Origin of the sequence: Salinibacterium sp. SWN248, assembly GCF_015864575.1 — a bacterium.
Lineage (GTDB): Bacteria > Actinomycetota > Actinomycetes > Actinomycetales > Microbacteriaceae > Rhodoglobus.
Window position 1 is genome coordinate 386,573 of sequence record NZ_JADYWW010000001.1, and the last position, 17,092, is coordinate 403,664.

A 17,092-nucleotide genomic window follows, 5' to 3' on the forward strand; every position below is an offset into this window, starting at 1 on the left:
TTCGCAGGGAGGGCTCGCCCGTAACATCGGGTCATGGCTACCGAAACTAACGCGAATACCGTTCCTGCTGACGCTCCCCGCTACGACGGGCTCAAGGCCGTCTTCATTAACTGCACGCTCAAGAAGAGCCCCGAGATGAGCCACACCCAGGGGCTCATGGATTCCAGCATCCAGCTGATGCGCAGTGCCGGAGTGCACGTCGACAACGTGCGCTTCATCGACCACGACATCGCGATCGGTGTCTACCCCGACATGCGCGAGCACGGCTGGGAGAAGGACGCCTGGATGGCCGAAGTCTGGCCCCTCATCGAAGCGGCCGACATCCTCGTCATCGGCGGACCGATCTGGCTCGGTGACAACTCCTCTGTCACCCGGATGCTCATCGAGCGTCTTTACGCAATGAGCGGCGAGTTCAACGACAAGGGCCAGTACGTCTTCTATGGCAAGGTCGGCGGCGCGCTCTTCACCGGTAACGAGGATGGCGTGAAGCACTCCGCCATGTCGGTGCTCTACAGCCTTCAGCACATTGGTTACGTCATCCCGCCCGCAGCGGATGCTGGCTGGCTCGGCGAGATCGGCCCCGGCCCCAGCTACCTCGACGAAGGTTCGGGCGGTCTCGAGAACGACTTCACGAACCGCAACACAACCTTCATGTCGTGGAACCTCATGCATATGGCATCGATCCTCAAGAACGCCGGCGGTATCCCCGCTTACGGAAACACGCGCAAGGCGTGGAACGACGGCGAGCACTTCGGCTTCGAAGCCAACCCCGAATACCGCTAGGCGCACGACATGGCGTGGAAGAAATACCGCTTCGGCACGCAATTTTACGATGCGATGTCTGGCGAATGGGCGGTCTATCGTTCAGGCCGTGTTGCCGGTATCGAGCTCATGGGGCTGCGCCCGGGAGACACTGTTGTGGATCTCGGCTGCGGCACCGGCCTTAGTTTTGAGTTGCTTGTCGACGCGGTTGGTCCAACGGGCCAGGTGATCGGCGTCGACGCGAGTGCCCCAATGTTGCAGGTCGCGGCCAAGCGTGCGGTGCGCAAGGGGTGGTCGAACGTGCGCGTAGTGCAGGCGGATGCCACGAAGCTGTCGGCCGCAGACCTTGCCGTTGACGGCGTGGTTCCCACTGTTGACGCGGTGTTCTCTGCCTACGCCCTCAGCGTCATGGGCAGCCACCCGACGGTCTTGGCGGGGGCTCAGAAACTGCTCAGGTCCGGCGGTCGCCTAGGCATCGTCGATATGCAGCGACCGGTGGGAGCAGCGAAGATCTTCACCCCGCTCGCCCGTCTCGCGTGCCGAATGGGTGGCGCCGATATCGAAGCGCATCCGTGGGAGTGGCTCACCCAGCGAGCCGACGATGTGCGGCAGACGTCTCGTCGTGGTGGCCACATTCGCGCTGTCACCGGAACTCTCAAGTGACCGTGTCATGATGGATTCGTGCGGCAAGCAGGTGGCGTCAGCCCCGATGGCGAGCGAACGCCCGTGGTCGCCGCAGCGAAGGGATCCTGAACCACTCATGCCGATCGACAACGGTTCGTTTAGTTGCCTCAGCGAAGTTGACCTGTTTGCCGACCTCTCGCCTGCCGAGATTGAGCAGATGGATCGCATGGCGCCCTCGCGCTCGTATTCGCTCGGCGAAATGGTCTTCAGCCAGAGCCAGCCCGTCACGGCACTCTTCATTCTGAAGAAGGGCCGCATCCGCATCTTCCGAGTCACCGAAGACGGCAAGGCGCTGACGATGGCCATTCTTGAGCCCGGCGCAGTCTTTGGCGAAATGATGATGGTCGGCCAGCGCATGTACGACAACTACGCCGAAGCGATCGACAACGTCGAAATCTGTCTCCTCAATACGGCAGATGTCGAGCGGTACCTTCTTGCCGACCCGCGTATCGCGATCCGCATTTCGCGTCACCTCGGCGAGCAAGTGGTCCGGCTCGAAGAGCGCCTCACCGATCTTGCCTTGCGCCCGCTGCAATCGCGCGTGTGCAGCACCCTGGTGCGCCTGGCGGAAACCTCGCGCACCCCTCGCTTCGCGAACCCCACGATTCGTCTCAGCCACGACCAGCTCGCTGGGCTCCTCGGTGCAACCCGCGAATCCACGAGCAAGGCCATGTCTGATCTGGCCAGCCGCGGCATCATCCGGCAGGGCCGCGCCCGCGTCGTCATTCTCGATGCGGATGCCCTCGGCCAGCTTGCGCGTCAGTCCAGCTAAGGCGCTCGCGAACGCTCCGCTCACACGATGAAGTAATTCTTACTCACGCGCAGGGTAGAGCGGTTGGTCTACCTTGCTGTCATGGATGTTCTGCAGGGCCCAAAAACAGGGGTGGCGAGTTCACCCGTTCGCGCGATCGTGGCGTCAGCCGGAGCGTTTCTCGTTGCGCTTTCGCTGGCTGGGTGCACGCCCGCTAGCCCTGATGGGGGAGCGCCGTTGCCATCGCAGCCGCCAACCACGGCTGAACCAGGGCCGACAGTGTCGTCAGAGCCCGAGGCTGACCCACTGTCTCTTCCGGAATGCGACACGTTGTATCCGATCGCCGATGCACGGGCCCTGTGGGGTGCAGCAACCGAGCTCTACTTCGAGGGAGACGGGTCAGATGCCGCGCACTTCACTGCCGAGCCCATCGCGGCTATCGATACTGCGGGGGCGAACGCGACCGTAGGGCGCACCTGCTTTTGGGGCCTCCCCAACTCGGGTGCGATTTTCGGACTCACCGTTGCCGATATCGCGCCGACAGACGCCGACCTGCTCTCGGCGGCTCTGATGGGGGCTGGGTATTTCAGCTTTGAAAGCCGCGGCGCAACGTCCCTCATGCTCGAAGCAGATGGTCCGATAGAGGCCAGTGGCCGAACGCATTATCTGATCGATGACCTCTGGGTTTACGCAGCAGGCACCAGCTTCAGCATTACGGTTCCCGTCGCGAATAGCGCGCTTGAGCAGGTTCGCGCAGCCAACCTGACTCGTGACTACTAGAGGCCTGAGAGCGGCGCGCGCATCAGCCAGAGTTGCCGTCTTCCGGTGCGAGCCGTACGGGGTTACTCTTCAATCATGAACAGTGGGTGGGGCGAAAAAGTGGAACTCGGGCGTCGACAACTGACACGGATATTGGCGGCTGCGGCATCCGCCCTGCTCGTGAGCGGAGCGCTTGCCGGGTGCGTTCCCGCGGAGCCAGAAAGCGCAACGACAGCGAGCGCTCCACCGGCCACAGCGTCGCCTAGTTCTAGTCCGATTCCGACCCCGGATCCGTTGATCCTCCCGGGCTGCGACACTCTGTTGCCGCTGAACGACGCGAAGAGTCTGTTCTCTCCCTCGACCGTTGTCTTGGGGGCTGACGACACGATTCCGATTCGCGGCGACGAGTTGCCGGAGATCGACACCGCGGCGGGCAATGCGTCCGTTGCTAAGAACTGTATTTGGGGAGTTCCGAATTCGGATGGCGGCTTCACCGTGGTGGTCGCCGACATTTCCGAGGCGGATGCCACCAATCTGCAAGATGCGCTGCTCGCAACGGGATTCACCGGTGCCAGCGCGGGAACGGTGACAACGCTGGAGAAGGAGTTCGAAACCGCCGTCGGGTGGAGCGCTCAGACTCACTACTTCGTGAGCGACCTCTGGGTGTACGTCTCCGGCACGAGCACCGAGCTCACGGTTAACGTCGCCGACGCGGTGCTCGATCAAGTACGAACGGCGAACCCCACCCGCACCTACTGATTCGAAAGGGAAACCAATGAGTGAGCACCTGCAATCTGTCCGAGGTTCAATCGCTGCGGCATCCGCTGCCCTGATCGTGCTCACTCTCACCGGCTGCGTGCAAGCGGAAACCCAGACCGCGACCGAACCATCAGCGGTGCCGTCAAGCGAGCCAATCGAACCCAGCCCTGACCCAACTCCCGTTGTTGAGCCTCTCGTTCTCCCCGACTGCGAGACACTCATACCGTTGGTTGAAGTGCACGAATTTGCCAATGACCGGTCGGAGTTGTTGCAAGAGGATGACGCTGTCCCTTTTCGCGAGATGGAACTCGCCGAACTTGAACCTATTTCTCAGAATGCCGCACCCGCTCGGAGGTGCCTGTGGGGGCTGCCAAGCTCTGAGTATGGTTTCGAGGTCACCGTCGCTGGCGTCGCTGAAAGCGATGCGGCTAATCTCATGACTGCACTGCGCGACGACGGGTTTTCTGAGCAGGCGGCGGGCGGCGCGAGCACATTCGAGTTCTTGACCGAGCAGGCGGGGTCTGACTTTTTCAGCAGCCATTATTTCGACGGTGACCTGTGGCTGAGGGTGCTGGCTCCGCGTGACGAGCTCGCGACCGAAGTCACAACGCGAGTACTGGAGCAGATTCGCGTAGCGAACCCCACGCGCACCTACTGACTCCGGTCTTCCTCCGCTAACGTCAGTAGCAACCACTCATGCGCTCCCGGGCGCACGATCTGTCTGCCCGCAGCGAATTAATCGCCGCGTATGGCCGATGGGGGATGGCCACCAAAGCGACCGTAAATCAAGTTTGCACAGTCAATCTTGATCATGTACGTTTTGTCTAGCCATCCAATGACGGATAAGGCCTAGGAAGGAACCTGGATCCAAGTGAACACACCTCTTGATTCCAAGAAACTGCGAGGCCTCGGCATCGCAGGACTCTTGGCCACAGCACTCACGCTCTCCGCCTGCACAGCGCCAGCCGAAGTAGCAACACCCGACGCCGACGACCTCCTGATTTCGCAGGAGGCCTGTGACCGCAACGCCGCGGCCGGCACCATCACCTACATCTCCGGCTACGGCTACTCCGCCAGCGCCGGTCAGCTCGACGTATTCCTCGCCGAAGAGCTCGGCTACTTCAAGGACCTGTGCCTCGACGTCGAGATCAACGCCTCGGGAGCGAACGGGCAGCAGCTCGTTTCTTCAGGGCAGGCCGAGTTCACCGCGCTCGGTTCGGCATCCGATGTCATGCTCGCCGCCGCCAACAGTAAGAACCTCACCGCGGTAGCGACCTACGGCAACACCCCGCCATTCTCGATCTTCGCCAACGAAAAGATCGAGAGCCTCAAGGACCTCGAAGGTGGCTCGCTCGGCTACTTCATCAACCTCACTCCGATCGCCTCCGCCATGTTGGATGCCGCTGACGTCGATGTCAGCAAGGTCGAACTGATCAAGATGACCAACTACGATCCCACCGTGGTCACCCGTGGACAGGTCGATGCGATCGTCGGCTATGCCTCGAACCAGCCCGAGAACCTTCGCGCTCAGGGGCTGCCGTTTAGTGAGTTCTTCCCCTCTGATGTGGGCGTCGAAGGCACCTATAACGTGATGGAGGTCAACTCCGAGTTTCTCGCCGACAACCGCGAAGTCGCCGCAGACTTCATGCGCGCCTCACTGCACGCCCTGCAGTTCTGCCTCGACAGCTCCGACGAATGCATCGACATGATCGCGCAGCTCGCCGAAGACAACGGTCAAGGTTCCGCCTTCCCGCGCGATCAGCTCGAGCGCACCTGGAATGTGGAATCGCAGTGGGTCAAGGACAGCAACAGCGGGCTCCCCGGAACCCAGACCGCCGCTGACTGGGAGGCCGAGTACGAACTCGTGAAGAAGTTCGGCAACGTTGACACCCTTCCCGCTATCACCGACATGATGGATGAAACGCTTGTCGCTGATCTTTACGCAGACGGCGAACTCATCTGGCCGGGCAACTAACCCGACCATCCCGCTCGGATGCCGCACCAACCCACCCGGTGCGGCATCCGGCTTCACAACTCAGGGAGTAACTGTGGAAACCGCACAGCCACACGCGGGCGTTCATATCGAGAACGTCTCTAAGAGCTTCGGCCCCGATGGGGCTCGCACGCTCGTGCTCAATCAGGTGAGCCTCTCGATCAAGATGGGCGAGTTTGTCTCCGTGATCGGACCGAGCGGCTGCGGCAAGTCGACACTGCTCAAGACGGTCGCCGGCCTCATCGACGCCGACAGCGGCACCGTCATGGTCGACGGGATGACGGTGAAAGCCGCGACGAAGAACAAGATGATCGGTCTTGTTCCTCAGTCTCCGGCGCTGCTCCCGTGGCGCACGGTGCTCGACAATGTGCGGCTGCCGATGACGGTGAACCCGAAAGCGAATGCGAACCGCAACCTACGAGACCCTCGCGAGATTCTGGAGTCGTTCGGGCTGGGCGCTGCGCTCGACAAGTATCCCGGTCAGCTTTCGGGTGGGATGCAGCAGCGCGTCGCTATTGCCCGCGCGTTCGTGTTCGACCCGAGTGTGTTGCTCATGGACGAGCCCTTCTCGGCGCTCGACGAGATGAACCGTGACGCTCAACGTTTGGGATTGCTCGATTTCTGGCAGTCCAACCGCAAGGCCGTCATGTTCGTGACTCACTCGGTGCCGGAGGCAATCATGCTCTCTGACCGCATCGTCGTGATGGGAGCCCACCCGGGCCACATCGCCGAGATCATCGATGTTCCCCTGCCGCGCCCTCGCACGATCGACGTGTACGCGACCGACGAATTCCGTGACCTTGAAGGCCAAGTTCGTGGCACGCTGCGCGAAGTGATGGGACAAAAGAGTGCCTAAGTCACGCAAGAACGAGGACACCATGTCAACAACCGACACGTCAGCGCTCGCCGTTCAGGCGGCCACGAGCGCTACCGGCCGCCGCTTTTCACCGTTGGCCTCCGCCAAGTTCAAACAGAATCTGCGCTGGAGCAACTGGGCTCCCGCCGTCATCACCTTTGTGATTGCGGCAGCCCTCTGGCAGATCACCGCGATCGCGAACCCGTATGTGATTCCGACTATCGACCAGGTCTGGGTCAGCCTGATCAACGATGCCGACACCTACTGGGCGAACATGCTCGTGACGGGGCTTGAGGTTCTCGTGGGTGCAAGCTCGGGCATTATCGCCGGGTTCATTTTGGCGATCATCATGGCTGAGTTTCAGGTCATGGAACGCGCGGTCATGCCGCTTGTCGTTGTCGTCATGGTTACGCCAATCGTGGCCATCGCGCCGGCCCTGGTCGTGGCCTTCGGCTTCGGCATGACGCCCAAGTTCATCGTGACCGCCCTGGTCGTGTTCTTCCCGATGCTCGTCAACTCGCTTGCCGGGCTGCGAGATGTGGATGACCGAGCTCTCGACGTGATGAAGACACTGCATGCCAGCCGCTGGGAAATCTTCCGCGACCTGCGTTTCACCGGTTCAATGCCCTACGTGTTCGCGGGACTGCGCATTGCTCTTCCGCTCGCGATCGTCGGTGCAGCCGTTGCCGAGTTTGTCGCCGCCGGCCAACAGGCGGGGCTCGGATCCCTCGTGACGATCGCCGCAGCCCAAGCCAACTTGCCCGTCACCTGGGCCAGCATCACCTTGCTCTGCTTCATGGGCGTCGTGCTCATTTCACTGCTCGCTCTCGTGCGCAAGCGAGTGCTGTGGTGGAGCGATGGAGCCGCCGTCGGCCGCTAGTTTTCGGCTCCGCCCACCTTTTCCCGCTACCACTCTGACTTTTTTCACCACCACCTGACTTTTTCACCACTACGAAAGGTTTCACCATGAAGAAGCTTCGCTTCGGTCTATTCGAAAACCCCCAGGCCAACGACTCGGGAACGTCCACGTGGCGTCATCCCGACAACAAGCGCGACATGTTCGACCGCCTCGACTACTGGCGTGAGATCACGACCATCTGTGAAGAGGCCGGCTTCGACTTCATGTTCTTGGCGGATGCCTGGGGCTGGGCTGATGTCAACGGTGAGCGTCCCGAGATCTGCTCGGTCGAGGGCCTCGACCTGCCCCGTCTTGATCCCGCGATTCTGGCTGCTGCCCTCATCTCGACCACCACGAACCTCGGACTCGTGCTCACGGGATCCACTCTTCTTGAGCAGCCCTACGCTTTTGCTCGCCGCATTGCGAGCCTCGACCACCTTTCGGGTGGCCGAATCGGATGGAACGTCGTGACGACGGGAACCGCCGAGACGGCATCGCAGGCGTTTGGTGTTCCGATGGTCGCGCACGACGAGCGCTACGACATGGCCGATGACTTCATGGAGGTCGTCTACAAACTGTGGGAGGGTGCCTGGGAGCGTGACGCTCTCGAGCGCGACAAGAAGGGTCGCTTCGCCGACCCGGCCAAGGTGCACCGCATTGAGCACGACGGGCCGTACTTCAAATCGCACGGCTACGGAAACTCGTCGTACTCACCGCAGGGCACCCCGGTGCTCTTCCAGGCCGGCACCTCACCGCGCGGTCGCGAATTCGGTGGCAAGCACGGCGAGGCCGTCTTCCTCGGTGGCGGAGCGGTGGAGAAGGTGGCCGAGCAGGTCGCATCCATCCGCGAAGAAGCCGTCAAGAACGGTCGCGCTGCCGACTCGGTCAAGATCATGTCGGCCTTCACGTGCGTGATCGGCGACACCGAAGATGAAGCCAAAGCCAAGCTGCAAGCGGTGCTGGATGCCGAGAGCCCCGACGTTGCTGTCGCCTCCTACGCGTGGTTCACGGGCCTCGATCTCTCATCCTTCGACCCGGCAACCCCGATGAAGGAGCTCCACACTGAGCTTTCGCAGACTCAGGTCACCCGCTTCGGCGACCAGACTGTTGGCGATGTTCTCGCTCAGTGGCACGGCAACGGTGTGCGCAGCAAGCCGTTCGTGGGCACTGCTGAGCAGATCGCTGACGAGATGATCGCTCTCGCTGAGGGTGCTGACCTCGACGGCTTCTTGCTGACGCCGATGATCCAGCCCAGTTCGACGGTCGAGTTCATTGAGAAGGTGCTGCCGATTTTGCGCGAGCGGGGAGTTGCTGGCGAAGGCTACGACGCTCCGACGTTGCGCGAGCGTTTGCTCGGCACCGACGATTCGATCTTGCGCGACGACCATCCGGGTGCCGCCTACCGGGCGACAGCCGCGGTCGAAGCGACGAGCTAGCTGGTAGCGCGTCGAGCGGGACGGTCGCCATCCTCTCCGGCAAAGACGTAGTCGCCGGAACGGATGCGACCGATCACGTCGCGAGCCCACTGCTGTTCTCCGCGCAAGCGAGATGTCGCAAGTTCGAAGATTTCGCGCACGTAGGCGGGAGTGGAAGTCGAGGTCGCAACATCACCGATGTGATAGGCGTTGCTGGCAATGCGGGCGTCGATTTCGGTGACGCGATGCTCAAGGCCGGCGAGCACTTCTTCGCGCTGCAGGGCGTACATAAACGAGGTGAGCACCATGACCGGTTTGGTGTCGAAGACCTCGACCGTCCAGAGGGCATCGCGCAGCATCCGGAGCAGTTCAACTTCGCCGGCTTCGGTGACGCGGTAGGTCGTGCGCTCGGGTCGGTTGCCGGCAGATTCGGTGCCGTTCTCTGCGAGGTAACCGTCGTTGGTAAGCGATCGCAGCGCGTTGTAGATCGAGCCGGGTTGGATGTTGGCCCATTCGTCGATGTGCCAGGTCATGAGTTCGCGGCGCAGGAAGTAGCCGTGAACTGGCTGGAACTGGTTTACAGCTCCCAGCACGACCAAGCGAGTTGTAGTCGACATGCCCCCAATCGTAGGCCAAGCGGTGTGCGTGCAGGGCAGAAAGTCAGTTGTTTACATGATCAAAAATGACTAACATGTAGTCATATGTTCAAACTTGACTAGCAGTCGCTGGTTGAACATTTCAAGCAAAGGAGTCCGCCCATGTCGCATCAGACCACCGCGGAAGAAGTTCCACCCCAGGTTGCTCTTCGCCGAGCACTCTCGCTCTTCCCCACCGGCGTCGTCGCTCTCGCCGCCGTCGTTGACGGCGCGCCAACCGGCATCGCGGTCAATTCCTTCACCTCCGTGTCCCTCGACCCACCCCTCGTGGCCGTGTGTCCTGCGCGCACCTCCACCACGTGGCCCGTGCTCGCTCGCGCCACTCGCATTGGTCTGAGCGTGCTCGGCGCCGATCAAGAGAGCACTGCCCGCAGTCTGGCGTCCCGCACCGGCGACCGCTTCGCCGACATCGCGTGGCGTGCCACCGAAGGTGGAGCAATACATATGGATGGCGCCGCGCTCTGGCTTGAGTGCGAGATCCGCAACAGCTTTGATGGCGGCGACCACGAGATCGTGACTCTCGAAGTCATCCACTCCGAGGCATTCCCTGAAGTCACCCCTCTTGTCTTTCACCTCAGCCAGTTCCGCGGGCTGTAGGCCGCGAGCGTGCTCGGCAGGCCCGCCGCTAGGGTTGGGCTAATGGAGCATCCACCGACGCTGAGCTTTCGTGGCATCGTGGTGCACGGCGATAAGCGTGGTCGCGAACTGGGATTTCCCACCGCGAATATTGCGGTCACCGACCACGCGGCGTTGCCTGTCGACGGTGTCTACGCGTGCTGGGTGACCTTCCCGCCAGCTGCCACCCGTCATGGCGCGACCATCAGCATCGGTGACAACCCCACTTTTGACGACGTGACCGAGCGTCGAGTCGAAGCCTTTATTCATGATTTCGACAGCGATCTCTACGGCGCCGAGGTTGAGTTCACGGTGCACGCCTGGTTGCGGGGAATGTTCCGTTACGAGAGCCTCGACGAACTCATCGAGAAGACGGCGGCGGATGTCGCGGCCTCGCGCATCGCTCTCGCTCTTCCGGCGCAGCACCCGTAACTTTCGCGGCTCCCCAGATTCGCTCATCTGAGCACTACGCAGCCGGGATTTCGTTAGTCTTAGGCCATGCTTCTCAGTGATCGCGACATCCGGGCCGAACTTGCCACTGGCCGCATCGGCCTTGACCCTCTCGATCTCGACATGGTGCAACCGTCGAGTGTTGATGTGCGGCTCGATCGCTTCTTCCGCCTGTTCGATAACCACAAATACCCATTCATTGACCCGGCCGTAGATCAGCCAGACCTCACTCACCTCATGGAGGTGGATGCCGACCAGCCGTTCATCCTTCACCCCGGTGAGTTTGTGCTCGGTTCCACGTTCGAACTCGTGACTTTGCCCGACGACGTTGCGGCTCGCCTCGAGGGCAAGAGTTCACTCGGGCGCCTCGGTCTGCTCACGCACTCGACTGCCGGCTTCGTTGACCCTGGCTTCTCGGGTCACGTCACCCTCGAACTCAGCAATGTGGCGACCTTGCCGATCAAGCTCTGGCCAGGCATGAAAATTGGGCAGCTGTGCTTCATCAAGACCACGTCGCCGGTTGAGTCGCCTTACGGCTCGGGGCAGTACGGTTCGCGCTATCAGGGCCAGCGTGGTCCAACGGCTAGTCGCAGCTTCCAGAACTTTCACCGCACCGACGTGCGAGCGAATGACGCGGGTTCGCTCGGGGGCTAAACCTGTCCTGGTCACGCAAGATTGAACGTTAGATCACGATTCCAACTTCGATAGTTGTTTAATTCTCACTCTCGCATACTATTGCGTTCATGAACACATTTGCGGGGTCAGGAGTACCCTCAGCGCGACCCTCTACTCGTCGTATTCTTGCTGCAGCATCTGCGGCTCTCGTCGCAATTTCGTTGACCGGTTGCACCCTTCCGGTGGACGGTGCTGACGCTTCAGACCAGCCAACCTCTAGTCCGGTTGAACCAACGGCAGCGCCGGCGGCAGAGCCGCTCGTCGTGCCGAATTGCGAGCAAATGTTGCCCGAAAGCATCGCGCTGGAATACTTAGGCGACCGAGGCGAACTGCTTCCCACTGAGGGCGATCAGGGGCCGGAAGAAGTGCCGTGGGCGCTTCACGCTCAAGGCTTCGACACCATCCTCGACACGGTCGCGCAGCGCGATCAGTGCATCTGGGGCTACCCCGACAACTTCCACTCGTTCTTTACGATCATGGTCGCTGACGCATCAAGCGTCGAGGCTGCGGCTCTCCGCGATCAGATCGCGGAAGCGGGTTACGAGAGCACGCCAAACGGTGATGTAGAAACCTTCGTGCTACAAGAAGAGACCTCCGACGGCTACGACTACCCCACGATCGCTCTCGTTGATGACCTGTGGCTATTTGCCGAGCTATTCGAGCCCGAAGACAGCTTGCGTGTCGTCAACGCGATGCTCGACGAAGTGCGCACCCTCAACCCCACTCGCGGCTACTAGTCGCGCTGAGCGTCCAGCTGCTCCAACTGCCAGCCGAGCCACGGGCTAAACGCGAATGGGGTTGCGGCCACTGCGGTGTGCAGCGATTGAGGGGCGACCCAGTCGAATTCGTCGACCTCGGCCGGGTTGGGGGCTGCGGTATCCGTCGTCACTGCGCGGTAGACGGGGCAAATCTCGTTCTCGACGATGCCGGAGGAGTCAACGGCGCGGTAACGAAAATCGGGCAGCACGAGTTGTACGTCGTCGACGGTAATTCCGAGCTCGTACTTGGCCCGGCGGATGATCGCCGCCGCCATATCTTCACCGGGAGCCGGATGCCCGCAAAACGAGTTTGTCCAGACGCCAGGCCAGGTGAGCTTGGAGAGTGCGCGACGAGTGACAAGCACTTTGCCGTCGGCGTTGTAGACGTGGCACGAGAACGCGAGGTGCAGGGCGGTGTCGGTCGTGTGAACGAGGGCCTTGTCAGCGACGCCAATGTGCTCGCCGGACTCGGAGAGAAGTACAACCTGCTCAGGGATTTCACTCATGATCGCGATAGTCTGCCTAGGTGGAACGAATCGAAATGCCGCACCCCATGTGTCGGCCTGCACTCAGCCTAACTAATGTGCCTGAGCATGCTGAAGGCGGGCGCGCGTGAGCTCACGCCTCAAGTTGTATGACCGTGTCGCCGAAGACGCGGCCGGTATCGTCATCCGCAGCTATTCCACGTCATTTTCCGCGGCATCCCGCCTTCTCGGCGCGGATGTTCGCCAGCACGTTGAGAACATTTATGCGCTCGTGAGGGTTGCCGACGAAATCGTCGACGGTGGGGCTGAAGAGGCCGGACTCGACCTGATCGCCACCGGGCGCCAGTTGAACGAGCTCGAGCGAGAAACCGAAAATGCGATCGAGAGCGGTTTCAGCTCGAACCTCATCGTGCACGCCTTCGCCCTCACTGCTCGCGAGGTGTCGTTCGGCGCAGAACTTACAGCTCCCTTCTTCGAGTCGATGCGCATGGATCTCAGCCAAAAGGAGCACGACCAGGCCAGCTTTGACCGCTACGTCTACGGCTCCGCTGAGGTTGTTGGTCTCATGTGCCTGTGTGCCTTCTTGCATGGCCACGATGTCAGCGACGAGCAGCGCGCCAAGTTTGAGCACGGCGCACAAGCGCTCGGCGCTGCCTTTCAAAAGGTCAACTTCTTGCGTGACCTTGCCGACGACTTCGAGACTCTCGGGCGCAGCTACTTCCCCGGCATTGATGTCGCGTCGTTCACTGAAGCGGAGAAGATCCGTCTGCTCGACGATCTCGACTCCGATCTGCGGGATGCCGCGATCGGTGCCGAGCTGCCGGCGAGCAGCAAGAAAGCGGTTGCACTCGCGCATTCCCTCTTTGCCCAACTCTCCAAGCGCATCCGGGCGACCCCGGCGAGTGAATTGGTGAAGACCCGGGTGCGGGTTCCAGATGTTGTGAAACTGCGGTTGGCTGCGGCTGCCGCGATGGGAGTTACCCCTCGATCATGAGTGACGTTGTTGTTATTGGTGGCGGAATTGCCGGGCTCGCGAGTGCGGCGCTATTGGCCAAAGAGGGCCATTCGGTCACGCTGCTCGAGGGCCGCCCCGAGGTGGGTGGCCGTGCTGGCTCGTGGGAGCACGACGGGTTCCGTTTCGACACGGGGCCATCCTGGTATTTGATGCCTGAGGTCTTCGACCACTTCTACAAACTGATGGGCACGAGTGCCGCCGAGCAACTTTCGCTCGTCACCCTCGACCCGGGTTACCGGGTCTACTTCGAGGGAGAGAAAGAATCCCTCGACATCTCGACCGACCTCGAAGAGAACTTGGCTTTGTTCGAGAGCATCGAGCGCGGTTCGGGTGCCCGCATGCGCAAGTACTTGGCCTCGGCCGAAGACACGTACGAGCTCGCCAAGAAGTACTTTCTCTACACGAGCTTCGCCGATCTGCGCACGAGCGCGACGAAAGAGGTGCTCGCGAAGGCGGCACGCTTCATCCGGTTGCTCATCGAGCCCCTGTCGAAGCTGGTCGCTCGCACCGTTAAAGACGATCGCCTGCGCAAAGTGCTCGGCTACCCGGCGGTTTTCCTCGGTTCCTCGCCGTATCTCACGCCGAGCATGTACCACCTCATGAGCCACCTCGATCTGGCGGATGGCGTGCTTTACCCCATGGGCGGTTTCACCCGGGTAATCGAGAGTATTGCCGACATCGCGCGGGCTGCTGGCGTCGACATCCGCACCGGTTCGAAGGTCACGCGCATCGTGACAGTCGATGGCGTTGCAACAGGTGTTGAGTACACGGATGCCGCTGGCAAGCGTCACACCCTGAACGCCGAGACCGTGGTCTCGGCGGCCGACCTCCACCACACTGAGACCACCATGCTGGAGTCAAGCGAGCAAACCTATCCCGCTGAGTACTGGGAGAAGAAGGTTCCCGGCCCGAGCGCGCTCCTGTTGTATTTGGGCGTCAAGGGCGAGCTGCCTGAGCTCGAGCACCACACGCTGCTGTTCATGAAGGACTGGCAAGAGGGCTTCGAGGCGATCTTTGGTGACGAGCCCAAGGTGCCCGAGCCGGCATCACTGTACATTTGCAAACCCAGTGGCGTTGACCCGAATGTGGCGCCCGAGGGATATGAGAATGTGTTTGTGCTCGTGCCGATTCCAGCCGACCCCACCATTGGTCACGGTCAACTGGCGGGCGCTGGAGCTGGCGATGAGCGCATCGAAAAGCTCGCCGATTCGGTGATCTCACAGATCAGTGAGTGGACCGGCATCCCCGACCTCGCCGACCGCATCACCGTGCGCCGCACGGTAGGCCCTGGCGACTTCGCCGATGACCTCAACGCGTGGCGTGGCACCGCGCTAGGGCCAGCCCACACGCTCAAGCAGAGTGCGTTTTTCCGCGCGGGCAACGTGAGCAAGAAGGTCACGGGGCTCTACTACGTTGGTGGGTCCACCATCCCGGGCATCGGTCTTCCTATGTGCTTGATCAGCGCCGAAGTGCTCGTGAAGCGACTGCGCGGCGACACCTCTGCCGGCCCGCTTGCTGAGCCGCTGACGCCCGTGGTCGCGCCCCAACCGAGGCCCTGGCCGTGATTGTTCTCTACCTTCTTGCTCTGCTGATCTCCCTCACGGGAATGGTCGTGCTCGACCGACGTTTCTCGCTGTTCTTTTGGCGGGATTCCCGGCGCGCACGCATCGTGCTGCCAGTCGGAGTTCTGTTCTTCCTCGTGTGGGATCTCTTCGGAGTGGGGCTCGGCATCTTCTTTCGGGGAGAGACCGACTTCATGACAGGGCTGCTCGTCGCGCCCGAAGTTCCGCTCGAAGAAGTGTTCTTCCTCACGCTGCTCTGCTACCTCACGATGAACGTCTACGGTGCGCTCTCGCGGCAACGCCCCCACCCCTCCGTTCAGTCCGCGAGCGTTGGCTCGGCTGACACCACCGAGGGGCGAGCAGCATGACCTACTGGCTCCTGAACGCCGTCTTCTTGGGACTCGTTGCGGCTCTCGTGATTGCGGTTGTCGTACGTCGGCGCTCGCCGCAGCTGCGCGCCATCGCTATCACGATGGGCATTTTGCTCGTGATGACCGCGGTCTTCGACAACGTGATGATCTCCGTCGGGCTGGTCGGCTACAGCGCGGAGGCCATCAGCGGTGCGTTCATCGGTGTCGCCCCGCTCGAAGATTTTGCGTACACAATCGCGGCCGTCGTCGGTCTGCCGTGCTTGTGGATGCTGCTGGGTTCTCGCCGAAAGGACTCCAATGCTTAAGGACCTGTTCCTCTCCTCGCGTCCCCTCAGTTGGGTCAATACGGCGTTCCCGTTTGCGGCCGCGTACTACCTGACCACGGGCGCGATTGATCTCACGTTCGTGCTCGGCACGATTTTCTTCCTCGTGCCCTACAACTTGGCGATGTACGGCATCAACGACGTGTTCGACTACGAGTCTGACCTGCGCAATCCGCGCAAGGGCGGGGTCGAGGGTGCCCTTCTTGACCCGCGGATGCACCGGCCAACGCTCATCGCCGCCGCCGTCACGACCATCCCGTTCCTGATCTATCTCGTGATCGTCGGCAACCCACTCTCGTGGCTCGTGTTGCTGATCAGCATGTTTGCCGTCGTCGCTTATTCGGCGAAGGGTTTGCGCTTCAAGGAGCGCCCGTTCCTCGACTCGCTGACCTCAAGCACGCACTTTGTCTCGCCCGCGATCTACGCGCTCGTGCTGACGGGAGCCTCGTTCACCCCGCAGCTCTGGGCTGTTCTCGGCGCATTCTTCCTCTGGGGAATCGCCTCGCACGCCTTCGGCGCGGTGCAAGATGTGCTGGCCGACCGTGCCGCCGACATCTCGTCGATTGCGACCGTAATCGGAGCGCGAGCCACCACTCGCTTCGCCGTTGTGGCTTACGTGACCGGCGGCATCCTCTTGCTCTTCTCCGCCTGGCCAGGCCCGCTCGCCGCCATTCTCGTGCTGCCCTATGCGGCCATGTGTGCGCCATTCTGGAACATCACGGATGCCACAGCCGAGTCAGCAAACCGCGGCTGGAAGAACTTCCTAGCCCTCAATTTCGTCACCGGGTTCTTCGTGACGATGCTGCTCATCTGGTGGGCGTTTATCCGCTAAGCGGGTCGCCCGGTGAGGTGCGGGGTGAGGTTTCTCGCCATGGTTTCGAGCACGGTGACCGTCGTGTCGTACTGCTCAGGCGTGACGCCCTCGGTCGCTTTCTGACGGCCATCGGCAATCACGATGGTGAGGCGGTCGACAACAACACGGCCACGATCGGTGAGTTCATACAGCGCACCATCGGTGGTGAGCCAGTCGCTTTCGACGAGTTCGGTGAGCGACTCCAGCGACGTGGTGTGCAAACCCTGGGTCGGAGGAACCGCACCATTCGGGCGGTCTAAGAAGGGCGCGATTTCGATGTCGAGAAGCTCGACACCGGCAGCGCCTTTCGACAGCACGGTGAGCAGTTGCCATTGGCGGCGGGTGATTCCGTGCTCTTCGAGGGTGGTGGCGAAGAGCTCATCAACGATGCGATCGACGAGCTTCACCCAGTAGCTGATGGGTTGTTGCGTGTCCATAATCCGACAGTACTC

General features: G+C 61.6%; 22 protein-coding genes. 19 read left to right on the forward strand and 3 right to left on the reverse strand.

Features of this window, described 5'->3' with window-relative positions; all coding sequences use genetic code 11:
* The first annotated feature begins 33 nt into the window (after window positions 1-33).
* From I6E73_RS01800 to I6E73_RS01845, 10 genes are all read left to right on the forward strand, one after another.
* Window positions 34-783, forward strand: a complete 750-nt coding sequence (locus tag I6E73_RS01800; RefSeq protein WP_197122639.1) for a flavodoxin family protein — start codon at window positions 34-36, stop codon at window positions 781-783.
* Between the two features lie 9 nt (window positions 784-792).
* Window positions 793-1,425, forward strand: a complete 633-nt coding sequence (locus I6E73_RS01805) for a class I SAM-dependent methyltransferase (RefSeq protein ID WP_197122641.1) — start codon at window positions 793-795, stop codon at window positions 1,423-1,425.
* 7 nt (window positions 1,426-1,432) lie between these two features.
* Entirely contained in the window at window positions 1,433-2,218 is a 786-nt protein-coding gene (locus tag I6E73_RS01810; RefSeq protein WP_231600508.1) for a Crp/Fnr family transcriptional regulator, read from the forward strand.
* An 81-nt stretch (window positions 2,219-2,299) separates the two neighbouring features.
* Window positions 2,300-2,977 carry a hypothetical protein gene (locus I6E73_RS01815; protein WP_197122643.1) on the forward strand — a complete coding sequence of 226 codons (678 nt, stop codon included), beginning with the start codon at window positions 2,300-2,302 and terminating at the stop codon, window positions 2,975-2,977.
* A gap of 75 nt (window positions 2,978-3,052) precedes the next feature.
* Window positions 3,053-3,715, forward strand: coding sequence for a hypothetical protein (locus I6E73_RS01820; protein ID WP_197122644.1), 663 nt, complete (start codon window positions 3,053-3,055; stop codon window positions 3,713-3,715).
* Between the two features lie 16 nt (window positions 3,716-3,731).
* The gene (locus I6E73_RS01825) at window positions 3,732-4,373 is read left to right on the forward strand and encodes a hypothetical protein (protein WP_197122646.1); all 642 of its coding nucleotides are present in this window, start codon (window positions 3,732-3,734) and stop codon (window positions 4,371-4,373) included.
* A gap of 213 nt (window positions 4,374-4,586) precedes the next feature.
* Entirely contained in the window at window positions 4,587-5,690 is a 1,104-nt protein-coding gene (locus tag I6E73_RS01830) for an ABC transporter substrate-binding protein (protein ID WP_307784196.1), read from the forward strand.
* The gene (locus I6E73_RS01835; RefSeq protein ID WP_197122648.1) at window positions 5,632-6,564 is read left to right on the forward strand and encodes an ABC transporter ATP-binding protein; all 933 of its coding nucleotides are present in this window, start codon (window positions 5,632-5,634) and stop codon (window positions 6,562-6,564) included. Before I6E73_RS01830 ends, I6E73_RS01835 begins: the two co-directional genes overlap by 59 nt.
* Before the next feature lie 22 nt (window positions 6,565-6,586).
* Window positions 6,587-7,444, forward strand: a complete 858-nt coding sequence (locus I6E73_RS01840; RefSeq protein ID WP_197109252.1) for an ABC transporter permease — start codon at window positions 6,587-6,589, stop codon at window positions 7,442-7,444.
* Between the two features lie 86 nt (window positions 7,445-7,530).
* Window positions 7,531-8,898 carry an NtaA/DmoA family FMN-dependent monooxygenase gene (locus I6E73_RS01845; RefSeq protein ID WP_197122657.1) on the forward strand — a complete coding sequence of 456 codons (1,368 nt, stop codon included), beginning with the start codon at window positions 7,531-7,533 and terminating at the stop codon, window positions 8,896-8,898.
* On the opposite strand, the gene I6E73_RS01850 is transcribed toward I6E73_RS01845, so the two are convergent.
* Complete coding sequence (locus I6E73_RS01850; protein ID WP_197106770.1) at window positions 8,895-9,494, reverse strand: PadR family transcriptional regulator; 600 nt, start codon at window positions 9,492-9,494, stop codon at window positions 8,895-8,897. The two genes, I6E73_RS01845 and I6E73_RS01850, sit on opposite strands and share 4 nt — an antisense overlap.
* Window positions 9,495-9,635: 141 nt before the next feature.
* Between I6E73_RS01850 and I6E73_RS01855 the strand changes: the two genes are divergently transcribed.
* The 4 genes from I6E73_RS01855 (at window position 9,636) to I6E73_RS01870 (ending at window position 12,010) form a co-directional block, all read left to right on the forward strand.
* On the forward strand, window positions 9,636-10,130 hold the full coding sequence (locus tag I6E73_RS01855) for a flavin reductase family protein (RefSeq protein ID WP_197106769.1): 495 nt from the start codon (window positions 9,636-9,638) through the stop codon (window positions 10,128-10,130).
* A gap of 42 nt (window positions 10,131-10,172) precedes the next feature.
* On the forward strand, window positions 10,173-10,580 hold the full coding sequence (locus I6E73_RS01860) for a riboflavin kinase (protein ID WP_197122659.1): 408 nt from the start codon (window positions 10,173-10,175) through the stop codon (window positions 10,578-10,580).
* Window positions 10,581-10,646: 66 nt separating this feature from the next.
* Window positions 10,647-11,252, forward strand: a complete 606-nt coding sequence (gene dcd / locus I6E73_RS01865) for a dCTP deaminase (RefSeq protein WP_010204399.1) — start codon at window positions 10,647-10,649, stop codon at window positions 11,250-11,252.
* An 89-nt stretch (window positions 11,253-11,341) separates the two neighbouring features.
* The gene (locus I6E73_RS01870) at window positions 11,342-12,010 is read left to right on the forward strand and encodes a hypothetical protein (protein WP_197122661.1); all 669 of its coding nucleotides are present in this window, start codon (window positions 11,342-11,344) and stop codon (window positions 12,008-12,010) included.
* Here I6E73_RS01870 and idi read toward each other — a convergent pair.
* Window positions 12,007-12,537 carry an isopentenyl-diphosphate Delta-isomerase gene (gene idi, locus I6E73_RS01875; RefSeq protein ID WP_197122663.1) on the reverse strand — a complete coding sequence of 177 codons (531 nt, stop codon included), beginning with the start codon at window positions 12,535-12,537 and terminating at the stop codon, window positions 12,007-12,009. The genes I6E73_RS01870 and idi overlap by 4 nt on opposite strands.
* 106 nt (window positions 12,538-12,643) lie before the next feature.
* Here idi and I6E73_RS01880 point away from each other — a divergent pair, with 106 nt between their 5' ends.
* Genes I6E73_RS01880 through I6E73_RS01900 form a run of 5 tightly spaced genes read left to right on the forward strand, consistent with a single transcriptional unit; the run spans window position 12,644 to window position 16,619 of the window.
* Window positions 12,644-13,510: a squalene/phytoene synthase family protein gene (locus I6E73_RS01880; protein ID WP_197109256.1), complete on the forward strand. Its 867-nt coding sequence runs from the start codon at window positions 12,644-12,646 to the stop codon at window positions 13,508-13,510.
* Window positions 13,507-15,096, forward strand: a complete 1,590-nt coding sequence (gene crtI / locus I6E73_RS01885; RefSeq protein ID WP_197122665.1) for a phytoene desaturase family protein — start codon at window positions 13,507-13,509, stop codon at window positions 15,094-15,096. Before I6E73_RS01880 ends, crtI begins: the two co-directional genes overlap by 4 nt.
* On the forward strand, window positions 15,093-15,461 hold the full coding sequence (locus tag I6E73_RS01890) for a lycopene cyclase domain-containing protein (RefSeq protein ID WP_197122667.1): 369 nt from the start codon (window positions 15,093-15,095) through the stop codon (window positions 15,459-15,461). The genes crtI and I6E73_RS01890 overlap by 4 nt, the downstream gene beginning before the upstream one ends.
* Complete coding sequence (locus tag I6E73_RS01895; RefSeq protein WP_197122669.1) at window positions 15,458-15,769, forward strand: lycopene cyclase domain-containing protein; 312 nt, start codon at window positions 15,458-15,460, stop codon at window positions 15,767-15,769. Before I6E73_RS01890 ends, I6E73_RS01895 begins: the two co-directional genes overlap by 4 nt.
* Window positions 15,762-16,619: a prenyltransferase gene (locus I6E73_RS01900; protein ID WP_197122671.1), complete on the forward strand. Its 858-nt coding sequence runs from the start codon at window positions 15,762-15,764 to the stop codon at window positions 16,617-16,619. Before I6E73_RS01895 ends, I6E73_RS01900 begins: the two co-directional genes overlap by 8 nt.
* Here I6E73_RS01900 and I6E73_RS01905 read toward each other — a convergent pair.
* On the reverse strand, window positions 16,616-17,077 hold the full coding sequence (locus tag I6E73_RS01905; RefSeq protein WP_197122673.1) for a hypothetical protein: 462 nt from the start codon (window positions 17,075-17,077) through the stop codon (window positions 16,616-16,618). The two genes, I6E73_RS01900 and I6E73_RS01905, sit on opposite strands and share 4 nt — an antisense overlap.
* Window positions 17,078-17,092 lie beyond the last annotated feature (15 nt).

What these genes read in the sequence shown, in the direction of transcription:
- I6E73_RS01800 (WP_197122639.1), top strand. Translation starts at nt 34, where the DNA reads ATGGCTACCGAAACTAACGCGAATACCGTTCCTGCTGACGCTCCCCGC.
- I6E73_RS01805 (WP_197122641.1), top strand. Translation starts at nt 793, where the DNA reads ATGGCGTGGAAGAAATACCGCTTCGGCACGCAATTTTACGATGCGATG.
- I6E73_RS01810 (WP_231600508.1), top strand. Translation starts at nt 1,433, where the DNA reads ATGATGGATTCGTGCGGCAAGCAGGTGGCGTCAGCCCCGATGGCGAGC.
- I6E73_RS01815 (WP_197122643.1), top strand. Translation starts at nt 2,300, where the DNA reads ATGGATGTTCTGCAGGGCCCAAAAACAGGGGTGGCGAGTTCACCCGTT.
- I6E73_RS01820 (WP_197122644.1), top strand. Translation starts at nt 3,053, where the DNA reads ATGAACAGTGGGTGGGGCGAAAAAGTGGAACTCGGGCGTCGACAACTG.
- I6E73_RS01825 (WP_197122646.1), top strand. Translation starts at nt 3,732, where the DNA reads ATGAGTGAGCACCTGCAATCTGTCCGAGGTTCAATCGCTGCGGCATCC.
- I6E73_RS01835 (WP_197122648.1), top strand. Translation starts at nt 5,632, where the DNA reads ATGAAACGCTTGTCGCTGATCTTTACGCAGACGGCGAACTCATCTGGC.
- I6E73_RS01840 (WP_197109252.1), top strand. Translation starts at nt 6,587, where the DNA reads ATGTCAACAACCGACACGTCAGCGCTCGCCGTTCAGGCGGCCACGAGC.
- I6E73_RS01845 (WP_197122657.1), top strand. Translation starts at nt 7,531, where the DNA reads ATGAAGAAGCTTCGCTTCGGTCTATTCGAAAACCCCCAGGCCAACGAC.
- I6E73_RS01850 (WP_197106770.1), bottom strand. Translation starts at nt 9,494, where the DNA reads ATGTCGACTACAACTCGCTTGGTCGTGCTGGGAGCTGTAAACCAGTTC.
- I6E73_RS01855 (WP_197106769.1), top strand. Translation starts at nt 9,636, where the DNA reads ATGTCGCATCAGACCACCGCGGAAGAAGTTCCACCCCAGGTTGCTCTT.
- I6E73_RS01860 (WP_197122659.1), top strand. Translation starts at nt 10,173, where the DNA reads ATGGAGCATCCACCGACGCTGAGCTTTCGTGGCATCGTGGTGCACGGC.
- dcd (WP_010204399.1), top strand. Translation starts at nt 10,647, where the DNA reads ATGCTTCTCAGTGATCGCGACATCCGGGCCGAACTTGCCACTGGCCGC.
- I6E73_RS01870 (WP_197122661.1), top strand. Translation starts at nt 11,342, where the DNA reads ATGAACACATTTGCGGGGTCAGGAGTACCCTCAGCGCGACCCTCTACT.
- idi (WP_197122663.1), bottom strand. Translation starts at nt 12,537, where the DNA reads ATGAGTGAAATCCCTGAGCAGGTTGTACTTCTCTCCGAGTCCGGCGAG.
- crtI (WP_197122665.1), top strand. Translation starts at nt 13,507, where the DNA reads ATGAGTGACGTTGTTGTTATTGGTGGCGGAATTGCCGGGCTCGCGAGT.
- I6E73_RS01895 (WP_197122669.1), top strand. Translation starts at nt 15,458, where the DNA reads ATGACCTACTGGCTCCTGAACGCCGTCTTCTTGGGACTCGTTGCGGCT.
- I6E73_RS01900 (WP_197122671.1), top strand. Translation starts at nt 15,762, where the DNA reads ATGCTTAAGGACCTGTTCCTCTCCTCGCGTCCCCTCAGTTGGGTCAAT.
- I6E73_RS01905 (WP_197122673.1), bottom strand. Translation starts at nt 17,077, where the DNA reads ATGGACACGCAACAACCCATCAGCTACTGGGTGAAGCTCGTCGATCGC.